This window comes from Paenibacillus sp. GCM10027627, assembly GCF_042675505.1.
Classification (GTDB): Bacteria; Bacillota; Bacilli; order Paenibacillales; family Paenibacillaceae; genus Pristimantibacillus.
In genome coordinates, this window is sequence record NZ_JBHTHB010000002.1 from 124,247 (window position 1) to 140,637 (window position 16,391).

17 protein-coding genes are annotated in these 16,391 nt (G+C 48.7%); 3 read left to right on the forward strand and 14 right to left on the reverse strand.

All coding sequences use genetic code 11. The features are described from left to right. Nucleotides 1-10 precede the first annotated feature (10 nt). The 9 genes from ftsL to ACFQZE_RS08645 form a co-directional block, all read right to left on the reverse strand. A complete protein-coding gene (ftsL, locus tag ACFQZE_RS08605) occupies nucleotides 11-412 on the reverse strand; it encodes a cell division protein FtsL (RefSeq protein ID WP_379355802.1) in 402 nt (133 codons plus the stop codon). A gap of 14 nt (nucleotides 413-426) precedes the next feature. Next, entirely contained in the window at nucleotides 427-1,377 is a 951-nt protein-coding gene (gene rsmH / locus ACFQZE_RS08610; protein ID WP_379355804.1) for a 16S rRNA (cytosine(1402)-N(4))-methyltransferase RsmH, read from the reverse strand. 52 nt (nucleotides 1,378-1,429) lie between these two features. Then, entirely contained in the window at nucleotides 1,430-1,867 is a 438-nt protein-coding gene (gene mraZ, locus ACFQZE_RS08615; protein WP_379355806.1) for a division/cell wall cluster transcriptional repressor MraZ, read from the reverse strand. A gap of 245 nt (nucleotides 1,868-2,112) precedes the next feature. After that, nucleotides 2,113-3,198 carry a serine hydrolase domain-containing protein gene (locus ACFQZE_RS08620; RefSeq protein ID WP_379355808.1) on the reverse strand — a complete coding sequence of 362 codons (1,086 nt, stop codon included), beginning with the start codon at nucleotides 3,196-3,198 and terminating at the stop codon, nucleotides 2,113-2,115. Between the two features lie 181 nt (nucleotides 3,199-3,379). Then, nucleotides 3,380-4,657, reverse strand: coding sequence for an adenosylhomocysteinase (locus ACFQZE_RS08625; protein ID WP_379355810.1), 1,278 nt, complete (start codon nucleotides 4,655-4,657; stop codon nucleotides 3,380-3,382). Nucleotides 4,658-4,678: 21 nt separating this feature from the next. Further along, on the reverse strand, nucleotides 4,679-6,319 hold the full coding sequence (gene bshC, locus ACFQZE_RS08630; RefSeq protein ID WP_379355812.1) for a bacillithiol biosynthesis cysteine-adding enzyme BshC: 1,641 nt from the start codon (nucleotides 6,317-6,319) through the stop codon (nucleotides 4,679-4,681). A gap of 104 nt (nucleotides 6,320-6,423) precedes the next feature. Further along, complete coding sequence (locus tag ACFQZE_RS08635) at nucleotides 6,424-6,822, reverse strand: DUF3397 domain-containing protein (RefSeq protein WP_379355814.1); 399 nt, start codon at nucleotides 6,820-6,822, stop codon at nucleotides 6,424-6,426. Beyond that, nucleotides 6,803-7,813, reverse strand: coding sequence for a ketopantoate reductase family protein (locus ACFQZE_RS08640; protein WP_379355816.1), 1,011 nt, complete (start codon nucleotides 7,811-7,813; stop codon nucleotides 6,803-6,805). The genes ACFQZE_RS08635 and ACFQZE_RS08640 overlap by 20 nt, the downstream gene beginning before the upstream one ends. Nucleotides 7,814-7,930: 117 nt before the next feature. Continuing rightward, nucleotides 7,931-8,581, reverse strand: a complete 651-nt coding sequence (locus ACFQZE_RS08645) for an RsfA family transcriptional regulator (RefSeq protein WP_379355818.1) — start codon at nucleotides 8,579-8,581, stop codon at nucleotides 7,931-7,933. Nucleotides 8,582-8,846: 265 nt separating this feature from the next. Between ACFQZE_RS08645 and ACFQZE_RS08650 the strand changes: the two genes are divergently transcribed. Further along, nucleotides 8,847-9,083: a DUF2626 domain-containing protein gene (locus ACFQZE_RS08650; RefSeq protein ID WP_379355820.1), complete on the forward strand. Its 237-nt coding sequence runs from the start codon at nucleotides 8,847-8,849 to the stop codon at nucleotides 9,081-9,083. Between the two features lie 104 nt (nucleotides 9,084-9,187). Here the strand turns inward: ACFQZE_RS08650 and ACFQZE_RS08655 are convergent, their stop codons facing one another. After that, nucleotides 9,188-10,363 carry a class I SAM-dependent methyltransferase gene (locus tag ACFQZE_RS08655; RefSeq protein WP_379355822.1) on the reverse strand — a complete coding sequence of 392 codons (1,176 nt, stop codon included), beginning with the start codon at nucleotides 10,361-10,363 and terminating at the stop codon, nucleotides 9,188-9,190. An 81-nt stretch (nucleotides 10,364-10,444) separates the two neighbouring features. On the opposite strand from ACFQZE_RS08655, the gene ACFQZE_RS08660 reads away from it, so the two are divergent. Beyond that, complete coding sequence (locus ACFQZE_RS08660; protein WP_379355824.1) at nucleotides 10,445-11,545, forward strand: coiled-coil domain-containing protein; 1,101 nt, start codon at nucleotides 10,445-10,447, stop codon at nucleotides 11,543-11,545. Between the two features lie 50 nt (nucleotides 11,546-11,595). On the opposite strand, the gene ACFQZE_RS08665 is transcribed toward ACFQZE_RS08660, so the two are convergent. Both ACFQZE_RS08665 and ACFQZE_RS08670 read right to left on the reverse strand, forming a co-directional pair. Next, nucleotides 11,596-12,915 carry an ABC transporter substrate-binding protein gene (locus tag ACFQZE_RS08665; RefSeq protein WP_379355826.1) on the reverse strand — a complete coding sequence of 440 codons (1,320 nt, stop codon included), beginning with the start codon at nucleotides 12,913-12,915 and terminating at the stop codon, nucleotides 11,596-11,598. Between the two features lie 111 nt (nucleotides 12,916-13,026). Further along, nucleotides 13,027-14,364: a PhoH family protein gene (locus tag ACFQZE_RS08670; RefSeq protein WP_379355828.1), complete on the reverse strand. Its 1,338-nt coding sequence runs from the start codon at nucleotides 14,362-14,364 to the stop codon at nucleotides 13,027-13,029. A 111-nt stretch (nucleotides 14,365-14,475) separates the two neighbouring features. Here ACFQZE_RS08670 and ACFQZE_RS08675 point away from each other — a divergent pair, with 111 nt between their 5' ends. Beyond that, entirely contained in the window at nucleotides 14,476-15,033 is a 558-nt protein-coding gene (locus tag ACFQZE_RS08675) for a YhcN/YlaJ family sporulation lipoprotein (RefSeq protein ID WP_379355830.1), read from the forward strand. 48 nt (nucleotides 15,034-15,081) lie between these two features. On the opposite strand, the gene ACFQZE_RS08680 is transcribed toward ACFQZE_RS08675, so the two are convergent. Next, entirely contained in the window at nucleotides 15,082-15,231 is a 150-nt protein-coding gene (locus ACFQZE_RS08680) for a hypothetical protein (RefSeq protein ID WP_379355832.1), read from the reverse strand. 81 nt (nucleotides 15,232-15,312) lie between these two features. Then, complete coding sequence (locus tag ACFQZE_RS08685; protein WP_379355834.1) at nucleotides 15,313-16,380, reverse strand: LCP family protein; 1,068 nt, start codon at nucleotides 16,378-16,380, stop codon at nucleotides 15,313-15,315. Nucleotides 16,381-16,391: the final 11 nt, after the last annotated feature.

Consider the following 16,391-nt stretch of genomic DNA (forward strand, 5'->3'; position numbering starts at 1 on the left):
TTGTCCCACCTTACTCACGCATTGCCGTACTGGGATCGACAGGGCCTTTTTTTACCGTGATGCTGTTTTCAAAGCTGCTGACCATTCCTTGCGTCTCTGCCATTTTCCGGATGCGCTCCGGGTCTCTCAACATCTCTACTTGTTTTTTCAACTCTTCCAGCTCGATGTTCATCGTTTGATGCTCGGTATTCATCTTTTTAATCTGAAGGTTCATATCATAGATTTGGGCGTAACGAAAAATAATAACGCCGGCAACGACAACGCATATCAAAACCGTAAACAGGTAAAGCAACTTCTCCTGAACCGGCAAGGACTTGCGTTTGACTACGACTTTTTTTGTTTCGCGGATAACTTGCTTCTGCTGCGGTTTGCGCTTCGGCTGAAGCGCAAGATTGCCATTTACGTATGCCACTAGATATCCCCCTCTTACAATTTTTCGGCTACTCTTAATTTTGCGGATCTTGCTCTAGGATTCATCTCAAGCTCGTTCTCGCTAGGGAGAATCGGCTTGCGGGTTACAAGTTTCAAGATGCCTTTGCTGCCGCACACGCATAGCGGGAAATCAGGCGGGCATGTGCACTTTTCTACATTTTTTACAAAAAGCTGCTTGCAAATCCGATCCTCCAAGGAGTGGAACGTAATGACGGACACTCTGCCGCCCGGCGCCAAACATCTGATGCTTTGTTCCAGCGCTTCCTCTTCAGCTCCCAACTCGTCGTTCACCGCGATACGCAGCGCTTGGAAGGAACGTTTGGCGGGATGACCGCCGGTTCTTCTCGTTGCGGCGGGGATAGACAGCTTAATAAGTTCCGCTAGCTCTCCCGTTTGTTCGATCGGGGCAACCGCTCTTTGTTTCACTATGTTTTTGGCAATGTTGCGGGCAAATTTCTCCTCGCCGTAACGGTCCAAAATGCGCGAAATGTCGCGTTCTTCCCAAGTATTCACGATTTCATGAGCGGTAAGATCGCTTTCGCGGTCCATCCGCATATCAAGAGGCGCATCGTGATTGTAGCTAAAGCCTCTTTCCGCCTCATCCAGCTGCGGGCTTGATACGCCAAGGTCAAACAAAATACCGTCTACTTGCGGAACTCCTCCGGACATCGGCACTCCGCAGCCTCGAAGCTCCTGTTCCAAGTAGCGGAAGTTGCTCTTAACCAGCGTCACTTTGTCCATAAATGGCGAAAGCCTCTTGCGTGCGTTCTCATGCGCCCAGTCGTCCTGGTCGAATGCGATTAAACGTCCTCCCTCTCCCAAGCGGGATGCAATAAGCTCGCTATGTCCCGCTCCTCCAAGGGTGCAATCCACATATATGCCGTTCGGCTTGATCGCCAAACCGTCAACCGCTTCCTCCAATAAAACCGTCGTATGCTGAAACACGCTTAAGTCCTCCCATTCCTGATGCCAATCCTTGCTATATTTAAGTGTTGCGCTAGAAGTTGAAGTCGAAATCAACCAGCTTTTCGGCAATTTCGTTAAACGCCTGTTCGGACTGCTCATAATAGCCGTCCCAAGTTCCCTTGCTCCAAATTTCCACCCTGTTAGAGACGCCAAGCACCATACAATCCTTGTCCAGCTTGGCATATTCGCGCAGATGAGCGGGTAAATTTACCCTTCCCTGTTTGTCCAGCTCGCATTCCGTCGCCCCTGAGAAAAAAAACCGGGTAAACGCGCGGGCGTCCGATTTCATGAGCGGCAATGTTTTCAGCTTCTGCTCAAGCAAGCTCCATTCGCTCATCGGATAAACAAACAAACAATGATCGAGACCTCTTGTCGCAATAAAAGCGGACCCGAGCGAATCGCGGAATTTCGAAGGGATAATGATACGCCCTTTCTCATCAATGCTATGTTGGTATTCCCCCATAAACATGATTCCGCTCCACTCCTTCCCCTAATTGCTCCACTTTGCCCCACTTTCCCCCACTAGGATACAGTAGTTCGCCACCTAAAATAAAAATCCTGCTCCGGGAGCAGGATTTTAAAAAATTAATTTAGCATATTAATAATCTGAGACTAATTATTTATATACAAGTAGTTCCACAGTCTTAATTTAATACCCTTTATTTGGAATAGGGTCTAATGGACTAATGCTAATCTCTCTAATCATTCAACCAATTATTGTTCGAAAAAAGGAACGATATACGCTTCCACCAATCCTTTATTTTCTTCATAATGCCTGCTCAGACCGGATGTGATGACGGCAACAAGCTTAAGATCAGGGACAACATAAATAAACTGCCCGCCATATCCCATCGCATAAAAGCTCTCATAATCACCGATGTTCGATACCCACCACAAATAGCCGTATTTCCCTCCGGAAGGCATGCCCCCATCCGTCTTTGCAGAGACGGATTCGTCTACCCATGATGCTGGAACGACCTGTTTTCCTTCCCACTCTCCTCTGTTTAAGTAAAGCTGCCCAAACTTCAGCATATCCCTCGACGTCAACGTCAGCTCGGCGGCCCCGATATTGTTGCCTTGCGGGTCGGTCGGCCAATCATAGGAGCTGATTTGAAGGGGCTGAAACAGGTATCGGTCGGCAAAATCACTCGCCTGCATGCCGGTGGCAGCTGTTAATATGCCCGACAATATATGAGTAGCCGGATCGTTGTAGGTGAAACGTTCTCCAGGACTCGAAACCGTCCCTAGTCCAAACGCTCGTTCAATCGGATTGGCTACGGATATCCATTCGTTATATTTAGTATATTGATACGGGATGCCGGAAGTCATCGTCAATAAATGCCGGATGGTAATGTCCCTCACCGCTGGATCGGTTTCTTCCGTTATATAATCTGGAAAATAATCGGCAGCCTTTTGATCGATGTCTTTAATGAAGCCTTCTTGTATAGCGATACCTATTAAAGCGGATGTAAAGCTTTTCGTAACGGATCTGATTTGATGCAGCGTTTTGTCCGAATTGTCGTTATAGTATTTTTCAAAAAGGAGCTCGTTGTCGCGAGATACGAGCACACTATGGATTTGCGGCTTGCTCTTGACGATCGTTTCGTGCATTTCCTCCAGCTTGTTAGCCGGGGCTTCCGCCTTTGGGGACGGGGAGACGTTTGCAGTCCCCGAAGGCTGTGCCGATTCGGTCGTCTTTGGACTCTGCTGCGACTCGGGAGCTAATACCCCGTCACTGCATCCCGTTATAAGAAAAGCAGCCAGTATAATCGTAACCAAACCAATAAAGAGCTTATTCATGGTCAATTTTTCATCCCCTATCGATTTTCTCCTAACTTAACATAATTACTTTATGGAATATACAGGAAGTAAAATCGATTTTTTATACTTTCTAGGGGGATTTGCGACCGCCCCGCACAAAAAAACGCCTTTCGTTTTACCGCTGCCGGCAAAACGAAAGGCGTTTCTAGCTATTTCTATTTTATTCCGTCCAGCTGCCCAAATAAGCGATCTGCTCTTGCGACAGCTTGTCGATGCTAAATCCGAGCGATTCCAGCTTAAGGCGGGCAACCTGCTCGTCCAGCTCATATGGGACGTTCACTACTTTGCTCCCGATCGATTGGTACTGATCGTTAACATATTTCAGGGACAAGGCTTGAAGCGCAAAGGTCATGTCCATTATTTCCGCAGGATGGCCGTCGCCAGCCGCCAAATTGACCAATCTTCCTTCAGCCAGCAAATAAATGCTGCGCCCGTCTTCCATCTTGAATTCTTCGATATTGCGGCGCACTGTACGTTTGCTCGTCGCCATCGCTGTAAGCTCAACGACGTTAACTTCTACATCGAAATGACCGGCATTGGACAAGATAGCGCCATTTTTCATCACTTTGTAGTGTTCTCCGCGAATAACGTCGCGATTGCCGGTCACTGTAACAAAGATGTCACCGTGCTTCGCCGCTTCCTCCATCGGCATAACGGCAAATCCGTCCATGTAAGCTTCAACCGCTTTAATGGCGTCAATTTCCGTTACGATAACGGTTGCTCCAAGCCCCTTCGCCCGCATCGCAACCCCTTTGCCGCACCAGCCATACCCAACAACAACAACCGTTTTGCCCGCAACGACAAGGTTTGTTGTCCGGTTAATGCCGTCAAATACGGATTGGCCCGTTCCATAACGATTGTCGAACAAATATTTGCAGAACGCATCATTAACGGCAACCATCGGGAATGTCAGCGTACCTTCTTTTTCAATCGCTCTTAGCCGGATAATGCCCGTCGTTGTTTCTTCCGCGCCGCCGCGCACGTTGACGCCCAGTTCCTTATAATCCGAGTGCAGCAGCGTAACCAAATCGCCGCCGTCATCGATGATTAAGTCAGGCTTGCTCTCCAACGCTTTTACATTAAGTGCTTTAAACTCAGCAGGCGATGGATTGTATTTCGCAAATACGGTAATGCCGTCTTCTACAAGCGCTGCGCAAACATCATCTTGAGTGGAAAGCGGATTGCTGCCCGTAATGGTCACTTCGGCTCCGCCCGCTTGTACAACTTTAGCCAAATAAGCCGTTTTTGCTTCCAAATGGAGCGAGATCGTCACTTTCAGCCCTTTAAACGGCTGTTCCTTTTGGAACTGCTCTTTAATGGAGTTAAGCACCGGCATATGAGCGCTGGCCCAATCGATTTTCAAATGTCCTTCCGGCGCAAGCGACGGATCGGCAATAATGCTGTTTTGCAATGCATTCGTCAATTTTGTTCCCTCCATGAAATAATCTATTTTAATATTTTATAAATACACGATTTCATGACCGCCAACACGGCTGTAAGGCGTCTCTAGCAGCTTCGTCAGCCAAGCCTCGCCATAACGGTTCCAATAAGCGACCATAGAAAGCACCCGCTCCTGCGGTTTGCCGCTTGGGCGCAAAGTTAGCGCGATCCGGTCCAGTTGTCTAGTTGCAGCTTCGAATTGCTTATTGTGCGCATCGGATGTTTTTGCTTCCATATAACCGATCTGCTCCAAAATTTTGGCCATGTTCGTTTCGCCCAGCTTCGTCAGTCCAGGCTGGATAGAACCGGCTAGCTCAATGAGCGGCCCGTACATGCTTTGGAAAACATCCTTCACCGCCCCAAACTTCTCCTCGATGGCAAGGGTGTCCTGCGCTTTCAGCCATTGTTCCTTCCGTATTTCGAAGGAATCCATCACATCGCCAAAGGTGAGCTCGTATTTCGCCATATTTTTGGCAATGATGCCCTCCACCAGTGTAAAAGACATACGCGGGACTAGAATCGGCATTTCCATGCCGAGCGTTCGGAACGCCTCTCCCGTCATTCCCCAATAAGCAATTTCTCCGGGACCAAGCACAGCAGCGAGAACAGGGAACAAATAGTCTTGCATTAGCGGACGCGTCAACACGTTATTGCTGAATAGCCGGGGCTCGCGCTCCGCTAGTACAAGCAGCTGTTCCAGCGTCCATTCGTCTTGGTCCTTGCGGTCGCGGAAATATCCATCCTTCTTATGAAGGAGAATCCGCTCCTCTCCCCGATCCGGATGGAAAAGGAACAAATTGGCGCTGCCTGGAACAACATCCGCTTGCAGGGTGTAGCCCATGTCTTTCAATCTTTGCGCAGAAGCGGTATAAGCGGCTTCAAGTTCGTCGTTGCGGCGCAGAACCTTCTCGAACATGGGCGACTCCAGCCGTCTGACTCCCTCATCATCCGCATCAAGAAGAACGAGACCTTCCTCGCCGAACAAATGACTCAGCACTCGCGCGAATAGCTCCGATAAACTGCCGGACTCGCTGCACATGCCGGTCAGCTTCTCCAGCATCTGAGGTTTAAACTCGGAATGAGGGAGCGACTGCTCCAGCTCTCCTAAAAGATGCTCCCACGTTTCAGGAGCAAGCTTCGTCCGGCTGACGGAAGTTCTAGGCCCTTCCGGGCGCGGCACGGCTAATTTTTTGAGCTCTTGCTCCGCCGATATGACGTAAGCATGATTCGCTTCATCCCAATCATGATCTTCTCCGGCGATCCAAAATACAGGCACAACGGGCACGCCAAGCTGCTTGCTGGCCGATTTGGCCGCACCGATGATCGATACCGCTTTATGAATTACTAGCAGAGGACCTGTCCATAACCCGGCTTGCTGCCCTCCGACAACAACCGGCGCTCCTTCGGCAATGGCTCCGATCGAAAGCATCGTCTGAGGCGACGCGCCCAAAGCTTCATTATAAATGCGAAGAACGCTGGCGATATCCGCCGCAGCCGCTCTCGTTTCCTTCCGGCTGTTCAAGGAATCCAGCCTTTTGTTCCAATCCAGCTCATTCCCGGCATCATAACCGTATATTTCGGCAAGACGGTGATCCGTCCTATTTATGTAAGCTTCCGCCAAAGGCTGTGCAATGGGAAGCTGGTATGTTTGTGTCGGCATATCGCAGCCTCAACCTCCCGCTTTAAGTATGTAGCCATTGTACACAATGTGGAAGCTGCCCGTCAAAAAGAAAAACGTTTTTGCCCCATGCAAAAACGTCGTATTTAGGCCACTGTAAAAACGATCCTTCCGAGCAAAATAATCATAAGCAAAACATATAGCGTACTCATTGCAAAAAAACTGATTCTCCAAATGGCCCGGAACACCCGCTTCACATCGACATTGCCGCGCTTGCGGAATTGCGCGTTGCCGAGCAGTCCCCCGCCAAGCAGCATAAAAAGCAAAATGCCGTACAGGCCAAAAGCGCTGTCGAACAATATATTCAATAACGCCGATACGCATAAAATAAAAAACACGGTCGATACGTCCATCGCCATAATAAGCGCTTTTTTTCGGTTTTGAATATAAGCGCCGTATCCGAACAACACAATGGCAAAGGGCAGCACCGGTATAACCGCAAGTGCCGTATAAACCAGCTTGATGCTATCCCATATCGCGCCCATTCCGTATCCCCTCTCCCGTAAAGTCGCGTCCCAATGCTTCAATTAATGCAACAACCGCTCCATTCAGCGGCGCATACCCTTTATTCCTTGCTGCTAGCTCCGCAACTGCCCCGTTAATGGAACGAATTTCCGTTTGCCGGCCCGCCCGCACATCCCCGAGCATGGAAGAAACGTTGCCGCTTGTCTTCCTGCATACGTCAAGGATTTGCTCCCAGCTTCCCGCATGATCAGCCATGCCTGCTTGTACTAATATCGATTTCGTTTCGTCATGCAGCTCCCGCATCCACTTCAACCGACTGGAATGTAGCGGCAGCTCCCCGTTTTGGACATCAAAAATCGCTGTCAGCGGATTGATGACGGCGTTTACGAGCAATTTTTGGAAAATGCGATTTTTCATATCATTCGACAGAAATGCTTGAAATCCTGCCTTTTCCAGCGCTTCAAGCAACATTTTTTGAGATATTGCGTCCTTTTCACCTCTATTGCGGCATTGGTGATGAGCCTCTTCACTTATAAAAATGGGCCCTTCCCCCGTATGGCGAACCGTCGTTCCACTTTCCCGCTTTGCCCCCGCCGCAGTAACAGCCGCATAAACCGGGAAGGGGGCAAGTGCAGAAGCTAGCCGCTCCATATGCCCGATTCCGTTTTGCAAGGCGATTATCGATGTCCCATTAGGTGTTCGGGCAACAAGCTTTTGCAAAAGCGAAATAAATAGATCATCCACGGCCGTTTGCTTCACACATAACAAAATGCAGCTTGTCCCGGTTAAATGAACCTTCCCTATGTTGCTTTCATGAAAGGAAAGAGCTGAGACATTAGCCGTCACGCTTTGCCTCAGGCCATCTTCACTAACCAACTGGATGCCTTCAGCCTGAATCGCGGCGCTTTGCTCCTCCGACCTCGTCCATACGGTTGCCCTGCATCCGGCTAGCGCCAGCTTTGAGGCAAGCAACAGTCCGATGGCTCCCCCGCCGATCACTTCGACTTGCATGTATTGTCCTCCCGCCCCATGTCTTTCCATTATGAGTCGTATTATACACCGGGCTCTTTCCCATTGAAAAGCCCGCCGTTTTGAACAACGGCGGGCTTTAGTCGCTTTGACGAAAGCTTATTCAATTCGCTCCAAGTTTCCATTGGCGTCCATTTTGAACCGAGGTTTTGCTTCCTCTTCACTCGATAAAACCGTCAGTCTGCGAGCCCGATCCATAATTTGAATCAACGTTTTGTAATCGTCATTGACGGTGCGATAGTCGGTTTGAGCGCTGCTCGCTTCTTTTGCTAATCTTTCATTTTCGTTCCTGAGGCGGTAAAGCTCTTCTTCTTTTTCTTTCAAGTCTTTTTCAAACAATTTGATTTGCCGCGATAAATCTTGATAGGTTGTTTTAAAGCCACGCAGGAATCGAATGACGGCGTCTACCGACAATCCTTCATCAAGCGTTGCAACATCCCCCTTGTAAATCCGATCCTCCACCTCAAAAACTGCCAGCGAAGAAACTTGCGACGTTGCCGTAACGGTTTGCTTTTTTAAATAATTTCGTTTTTGACGCTGCTGCTTTGCAATTTGAATAGCATCCTCATAGCGTTTGCGAACGCAACTATTCCATCTGAATCCACAGGCCGCCGATGTGCGTCCTATTCTCTCTCCCACTTCTTCAAACGCGGAGAGCTGCGTACTTCCTTCGCGAATATGGCGTAGAGTCACCTCGGCGAGAATAAGATCATCGTCCGGACTCCACGCATCTTGTCTAACTGCTGTCATGCAATCAAAACCTCCTAACGTAAAAAGCGCTTACTTATCTCTATGCCCTTGGTAGAGTTCATAGAATCTATTGGATACTAATTTGTATAACCATTTTTTTGCGGACTCATACATGATTCGGAGGAATGTTGAGCAAACTAACGAAAGACACTTTAATATAACTCAAAAAATTTGCCAATTCGTCAATGTTTCAGGTTTACACTGACAAATGCAAACGTTATAATGAAATTTAGAAAATCGGGTCTGGAATAAAGGGGGATGTATCATGGCACGCATGTATCGGGTACTTGGTTTTTGGTGCTTAGTCATCGGACTTATGGCTTTTGCCGGTCACATGACGGAGTTTGCGCTCTTGTTCTTTGCACAAGCCGTAGCTTTCGTATTTTTAGGCTACTTGAATTTCTCCGAAAGAACGTACATATTGATGTTTTGGGGATATATGGCGGTTTCCTTCATTGGATTCACCTATTGGTCGGTCTTCAAGATGGACTTGCCATTCTAATTTTTTCCACCGAAACAACAAAGGCTGTCTCTGATAAGCTGCCTCCCTTTAAGCCGGATCCATTCCGCTTGAAGGGAGGCAGCTCATCTAAGAGACAGCCTTTTTTAATCCTTTTCCAAAATCATCACTTTAAAGCTTTCGCTCATGCCATCGCTAAGCAGCAGCTGCCGCACAGCCCGGTTTCTTTTGGCTGCGGCGCTAAACGGATCTTGACCGTCATGATTTTGCAGCAGTTCGAACGCTCCAAAATCGGCCAAAAATTGCTTTTGCGTATTGAAATAAACAACTCGGAAGCCTGCTTCTTCCGCAGAAGCGCGAATAAACGTAAATGAAACATGAGCCGTAATGTCGCGCTGTCCGGGAAACAGAAGCGGCTCGTCCCCTGCGCGGTGATTCCAATAGGCCATCAGCGTCCCGTTCATTCGGTGATTGGCCGCATATTCCTCCGCTTCATGCCCATAATCGATAAGCATCATTTGACTGCCGCTTATGAGCAGTCCACCCACCCGAAGCAGCCAATCCCTCGCATCCGCGCACACCTCTGTCGTTTGACCTTCCAGCAGCCGAATTCCATCCCGCTCAAGCCAGCTCTCGATATGCCCGTCCCTCAAAGTCATTTCCACATCGACCAATTCGTCTGAAGGAGAAATCGCTACTCCAAGTTCCACAAGCTTGCCGCCCCTTCGGGCAATGCGGTGAACGGGAAACGCATCGAGCAACTCATTTGCGATCAATAGCGAAGGCCCTTTTGAAAACCAATCCGCAGCTTTGCCGGCCCAAACCGCGCTGGACGGCATCACAACCGGCATGTTGTCGAGGCCCCCCTGACGAAAAGACTGCTCTATCGCCGCCGCATGGGCAGGATGATCCTCAATCAGCAAAATAGAGTAAAGCTTCTCCCAAGCGGGGGTCAGTTTCATTCCAGCAGATGCAGTAGCAGCCGATAGCTTTCCCGTCCCCGCTCCCCATTCTACAATTGAAGACGGGCCATTTGTTCTTGCGGCATTGGCATTAGCGAGCGTGTATCTGGCCAACACCTCGCCCATCACATCCCCAACGGCGGAGCTTGTATAAAAATCGCCGTCTTTGCCGACTCGGAGAGGTCCTGAGCGATAATAGCCATATTCGGGTTCATATAAACAAGCCTCCATGTAATCCCGGAAGGTCAAACAAGGAACCGTTCCTTTGACTCCTGATTTCAATGTATACTCGCCTTTAAGAGGAGAATTTGCGATCCGCTCCCGCAGAAGCGTAAGCAGCGGCGTATCCGGCTCTGCCATAGGACGTTCACCCTTTTCCAATTGTAAGATATAATAGAATAGGCTTCCGCATAAACTAGTCCCTGAGGAGGGAGGATGACGTTGACTGAAACGACTACCCGCGGCCGCTTGGCAACCGCTATTGCGGCAATCGCAGCCTGCGCCCTTATATTGCTCCATCTTCCCGTATTTGCCGAGCAGCAGCCGGAGTCCTCAGAGGATATTCATTCCCTTCTGGAAAAAAGCTTGTCCGTAGTCGAAATCGATAAAGAAATACTTCGGATCGGGGAGCAAAAGGAAGCGCTGCTGCTGACGATGGCGGATGCTGAGGAGCAGTTGGACAAACAAGAGCTGACCATCGCGAAGGAACAAAAGAAAGCAGGGAAAGTTTTGAAGGCTTATTACATGGGAGAGAGGGACATGCTCTACTCCGCTCTTTTATCGGCCAAGTCCATTACTAACTTCTTTGAAATATGGGACTATATCGATCTTATCGTTTCGAAAGACAAACGGATCTTAAACGGTTATATCGGGCAATATCGGGATTTACAGGAACAGTACAAACAATTGGAAGTCAAACAAGCGGCGCTTGCCGCCACAGAGCAAAAGTTATATGCGCAAAAGGAACGGGTACTGGCACTGGAAGCTCAGCTAGACGAGGAGCTGAAAAGTCGATCGGACGGCGAAAGAATCAAGCTGATGATCGACGAGCTGACGAGCTTTTGGGAAACGGCCGGGATGACGGAAGTGCGAAGCTATTTCAAAGCCCTTTCCAAAGCTATGCGCGAGCTGCCCGCATGGGTTCAGGACAATAAAGAGATGCTGGAGACAAAGGGCTTGCAATATACGATTCGTGTTCCCGAAGAGAAGTTGAATGAATTTTTAAGAGAACAAGATCAAATGTTTGAAAACTTTACGTTCAGCTTTCAGGAAGACAAAATTATCGCGTCTGGCAAGCGGGACGATATGGAAATTAGCATTTCCGGTCATTACAGCGTGCAAGAGGAACCGAAAAACGGCATTATTTTTCATGTCGACGAGTTGCTGTTTAACGGATTTTCTCTTCCAGACACTACACGTAAAGCTTTGGAAAAAGATTTTGACCTCGGCTTTTATCCCGGACTCATATTAGCCTTCCTGAAAGCAAAAGAAGTAGACGTAAATGAAGGGGAATTAATCATCAAACTGGCTTTGTCCTTATAAAGCTTTAATATTAGATCGGCTCGCGCCACTGAGGCGCGGGCCGGCTTTTTTTATGATGGATCATCTGGCTGTATCGCCTCCATAAAAGCCTCGAAATGCGGAGAAGCTGCGGAGGAGTGAATCCGCCATGCCGTTGCCCATCTCTGCCATCTTTCCGGCCAAATGGGATCGGAGGTAATCGTCTTTCCTTCTTCCTCCTTTTGATGAAGCGCTTCATACCACCAGGTCGGGGGCAAATCGCCAGAGGAGTTCGCCCACTGAACATGCTCCAAATAAGAGGATGCCCTCACTGGCAGCTCCCCCTTATACCCGGAATCTCTCATCCCGCTTGCGTAATCGCTCGTCATTTCTTGAATCCATAACATCGATTCCGTTTCTGAGCGGCTTCCGGAATAAATAACGAAGCTGCTCCCGTTCATCCACGGATAATAAATCGTATTTTTTTCAATGAGCAGCTTGTCCTGAGCAGGCTCGGACAACGCATTCAAGTCCCCCCACGGGAGCGCAAGCACCAGCAGCCTGTTCTGGGCAATAAGCTCGTTCAGCTGCTCTTTTCTATCCATAGAGACGGAAGAAATCCCGGTAGATAAAGCTTGCAGCCCCATCAATCGCTCCCGCTGGCTCGGGGAAAATGCTTTTAAATCCATGAAACCGCTTTGTTCTGTATCGAATCGCGACAAAAAGACCAGCAGCTGAAGCAAATCTCCGGGACTAAAATGAGTAAGCAAGCGACTTGTATCTTGCCCATCTTGAGAATTGTGAAGTTTCTCCCATAAAGCTAAGCAGCTCTCCCAATTGCTCGGCGGTTCGGCAAGACCAGCCTCAGCCAATAGCTCTTTGTTCCAAACGATAACGTAAGGATTGATAGAAAATGGAGTGCCCCACAAATAGCCGTTCCACTTAAGCGGCTCAATCAAGCCTATCAATTGATCGGATAATACATCGCCCGTCATTAAGCTGTCATTTGGCTTTAAATACCCTTTAACGGCGAAAGGGACAATCCAGCTATTGTCGAGCAACAGCACGTCGGGTGCTACCCCTTGTCCGAGCTGCGCCGATACATGATCGTAACGATCCTCTAACTGAAACTCGTTAGCCAGATGCACTTTAATATGGGGATATTTGTCCATAAATCTTTCCGTTTGCTCCCATAGTTTTGAAAAGGAATAATTTGGCAAGGAAACGGTTACATTAATATCGATCTGCCCACTAGATTTAGGCTCTCCGCTTACAGACTGTTTGAGCTGAACTTCACCTGTGGAACGAACAGGACTCCAAACAGGATCTACTGTTCGGTAAAAATAAAAAAGCAGCAATGCGGCTAAAAGCAATGCGCCGATAAGCAAAGGTGTATTTTTGCGGGGAGACACGGCCTTCTTCCTTTCCGCCTACCTAGTTATGGGAATAGAATAGCAAAAAAATAACATTCAAGCTAGGTTTAGCTTAAATGTTATTGGAATGATGATTCGATAAAATAGCTATTACAACAAATCTGCGGCAAACTGCGCCAATTTAGACCGCTCTCCTTTTTCCAAGGTGACATGGCCGCTAATCGGCTCTCGCTTAAACTTCTCTACAATATGGGTCAAGCCGTTGCTGATCGAGTCCAAATAAGGATGGTCGATTTGGCCGGGATCGCCCATTAGTACAATTTTGCTGCCTTCGCCTACACGGGAAACGATCGTTTTGACTTCATGCTTCGTTAAGTTTTGCGCTTCGTCGATAATAATAAACTGACCGGGAATAGACCGGCCTCTAATATAGGTCAACGCCTCGACTTGAATGCTGCCCATGCCCATTAATATTTTTTCAATATCCCCCGCTTTTTTCGTATCGAACAAAAACTCCAAGTTGTCGTAAATAGGCTGCATCCAAGGCCGCAGCTTCTCTTCCTTCTCCCCCGGCAAATATCCGATATCTTTCCCCATTGGCACAACTGGCCTTGCAATCAGCAGTTTTTTATATTTATGCTCATCTTCTACCTTAAGAAGGCCGGCGGCGAGTGCAAGCAACGTTTTGCCTGTCCCCGCCTTCCCCGACAAGGTAACGAGCGGAATGTCGTCGTTCAGCAATAGCTCAAGCGCCATGCGCTGCTGAGCGTTGCGCGCCGTTATTCCCCACACAGGATCGTTGCTAAGAAACAGCGGCTCCAACCTGTTGCCGTCGGAGCTCACCTTAAGCAGAGCCGATTTGGACGTTCCCATCTCATCCCGCAAAATGACAAATTCGTTAGGGTTCAGCCTATTTTTGAGCTGTAAATGATTTACGCTTAAAAAGCGGTAGGAATAAAATTCGTCGATGACCGACGGATGTACATGAAGCGTTAAATTTCCAGCATAAAACTCCGAATTGTCGAGCACGCGGTCCGATAAATAGTCTTGAGCTTGCAAGCCAAGCACATCCGCTTTAATTCGGACTAGAACATCCTTGCTAACAAGGACAACGCTTCGTCTCAGCGCTTCCTCCACCGATTCCTGCTCATTGCTGTAATTAAGAGCCACAGCCAAAATCCGATTGTCGTTCGACATTTCTCCAAACATTTCCTGCACCCGGACAAAACTCCGATGGTTCAGCTCCACCTTCAAAATTCCGCCTCCCGGAAGCGAAATCCCCTTGTGCAAGTGGCCTTGCTCTCTCATTTGGTCAAGGATTCTCGAAACAGACCGCGCATTGCGGCCTAGCTCATCGGCCAATCGTTTTTTGGAATCGATCTCTTCCAGCACTACCGCAGGGATGATGACCTCGTTGTCGTCAAATGAGAAGAGCGATTGCGGATCATGAAGCAAAACGTTGGTATCGAGCACGAATATTTTTTTCATGAGAACCCTCCCGGCGTCGGATATACCCTTTCATACATAGCCGCCGCTAACAGCGGACAGACTATCCAATAAGCGATACTGCGCGACTCATACCACTACGAGGTGATACACATGTACAAATGGCTAATAGCGGCAACGATGATTGCGGTTGTAGCAACAGGCTGCGGAACCCGTTACGAGACATCACCCTCTCCGCAAAATAATGGTCAAGTGCAAACGCATAACGAAGGCGGCAAAAAGCTGATTGAAAATCGCGCCGAGGTAGAAGCGCATCTGGAATCGCTGGCCAAAGGCATCGACGGTGTACAAAACGCCCATTGCGTCATAGTAGGCCATACCGCTATCGTCGGCATCGATGTTGAAGGCTCCTTGGAGCGCTCGCGCGTCGGAACGATTAAATATTCTGTAGCGGAAGCGTTCCGTAACGACCCTTACGGGATAGATGCTTACGTTACGGCGGACCTTGACCTTTCCAAACGATTGGAGGAAATCGGTACCGATGTTCGCAACGGCCGTCCAGTTGCCGGATTCGCCGAAGAATTGGCAGACATCATGGGACGTATCGTTCCTCAGCTGCCGCGCGATGTTGTTCCTCCAGCGGCAAATAACGAAACCGGCGGAGTGGCAGGTGAGGCCTCTACACCGTCCAGTCTTTCGCGCAAACGTTAAGAAACGGTAAAGTTGTCCTAAAGACGCAAAAAGCCTAGTGAATGCTCACTAGGCTTTCCCCATATAAAGAAGGCAATCTTCACGCCACACTTGTCCGCTAAACGGGTCGATTTCAAGAAGCTCAATAAGGTACGCGGCATGGGCCACCGGCCCCGCCGGGCCTAACGGATCAACCATGATCGGTTTCTCTTTGCTCATCCGCATAACCTCCTTCTAAAGGTTTGTTCAGAAGCAGCTTCTCAGCTTTATTATAGCTATTATATTACCCGAGGTCTACGGTCATTCAGCCATTTTTGCCTGTAGGGCGCTGCGCGCTTTTTCAAGGCTGGCTTCATCCACATAAACATTAGGGCTTCTCCATTTGCCTTCAAGTGAAATAAACTCAATATCATTGCTGCGAACGGACAAATACTGATCAATCATCCGCTTAATTTCTTTCTGCGGCATATCCATCGAAATATTGCTGCTGACAGAGTCGATGACGGAGCCCACTTTCGTAATGCCTCCGATGCTCAGCATCTTGTCCACAATAGCTCCGACTACTTCGCTTTGTCTGCGGTTGCGGTCAAAGTCGCTGGACATATTGGTACCGTCATTCGATTTGCGGTAACGGACAAAATCTAACGCATCTTCGCCCTTCAACACCTGTACCCCTTCATGCAGGTCAATATCGGTTCCGTCTGCCGAATCCTTGTATTTCATCCGCATGTCCACATTCACTTTAACGCCGCCAAGCTTGTCGACGACATCGATAAACCCTTTGAAATTAATGATGCCCGCATATTTGACGTCGATGCCAAACAGCTTGCCCATTACATCTTTAACGGATTTTTTGCCTTCAAGCTCTGCCGCTTGCTGCTCCATATCCTTATCCCGTCTTGCCACCGTATAAAAATCGGCGTAAAACCGGTTCGCCTTGCGACCGCGGTATCCGTCAACCTCTACATATGTATCGCGCGGAATGGAAACGACCGTCGCTGTTTTGGTTACGGGATTAAATGCCGCAACCATCATCACGTCCGTATTCAAGCTTCCGCCCTTTTCCCGCGAATCGAGTCCCATAAGAACAAACGCCACAGGCTTCTGCTTTACGGATTCCGAAATCGGCACTTCGGTAGCTTGAGATTCGTCGAGACCAATCGTTCCAATAGCGTCTGACGTCTTAAAGTAGAGATAAGCAACCAAACCTGCCGCAATAAGCAGCAATCCGACCAATAAACTAAAAAACACCTTAAGCGCCGAACGTTTTTTCTTCGGTTTTTTAGGTTTTTTTTCGCTGTTGTGGCCGGTCCCTGCCGGTCTGCGACCTTGTGAACGAGGAGGCAATGCTGTCGGACCTTGGCTCATGTCTTTCACCT

Coding starts and splice junctions, on each gene's coding strand:
- mraZ (WP_379355806.1), bottom strand. CDS start 1,867: ATGTTTATGGGGGAATACCAACATAGCATTGATGAGAAAGGGCGTATC.
- ACFQZE_RS08620 (WP_379355808.1), bottom strand. CDS start 3,198: ATGAATAAGCTCTTTATTGGTTTGGTTACGATTATACTGGCTGCTTTT.
- ACFQZE_RS08625 (WP_379355810.1), bottom strand. CDS start 4,657: ATGGAGGGAACAAAATTGACGAATGCATTGCAAAACAGCATTATTGCC.
- bshC (WP_379355812.1), bottom strand. CDS start 6,319: ATGCCGACACAAACATACCAGCTTCCCATTGCACAGCCTTTGGCGGAA.
- ACFQZE_RS08635 (WP_379355814.1), bottom strand. CDS start 6,822: ATGGGCGCGATATGGGATAGCATCAAGCTGGTTTATACGGCACTTGCG.
- ACFQZE_RS08640 (WP_379355816.1), bottom strand. CDS start 7,813: ATGCAAGTCGAAGTGATCGGCGGGGGAGCCATCGGACTGTTGCTTGCC.
- ACFQZE_RS08645 (WP_379355818.1), bottom strand. CDS start 8,581: ATGACAGCAGTTAGACAAGATGCGTGGAGTCCGGACGATGATCTTATT.
- ACFQZE_RS08650 (WP_379355820.1), top strand. CDS start 8,847: ATGGCACGCATGTATCGGGTACTTGGTTTTTGGTGCTTAGTCATCGGA.
- ACFQZE_RS08655 (WP_379355822.1), bottom strand. CDS start 10,363: ATGGCAGAGCCGGATACGCCGCTGCTTACGCTTCTGCGGGAGCGGATC.
- ACFQZE_RS08670 (WP_379355828.1), bottom strand. CDS start 14,364: ATGAAAAAAATATTCGTGCTCGATACCAACGTTTTGCTTCATGATCCG.
- ACFQZE_RS08675 (WP_379355830.1), top strand. CDS start 14,476: ATGTACAAATGGCTAATAGCGGCAACGATGATTGCGGTTGTAGCAACA.
- ACFQZE_RS08680 (WP_379355832.1), bottom strand. CDS start 15,231: ATGAGCAAAGAGAAACCGATCATGGTTGATCCGTTAGGCCCGGCGGGG.
- ACFQZE_RS08685 (WP_379355834.1), bottom strand. CDS start 16,380: ATGAGCCAAGGTCCGACAGCATTGCCTCCTCGTTCACAAGGTCGCAGA.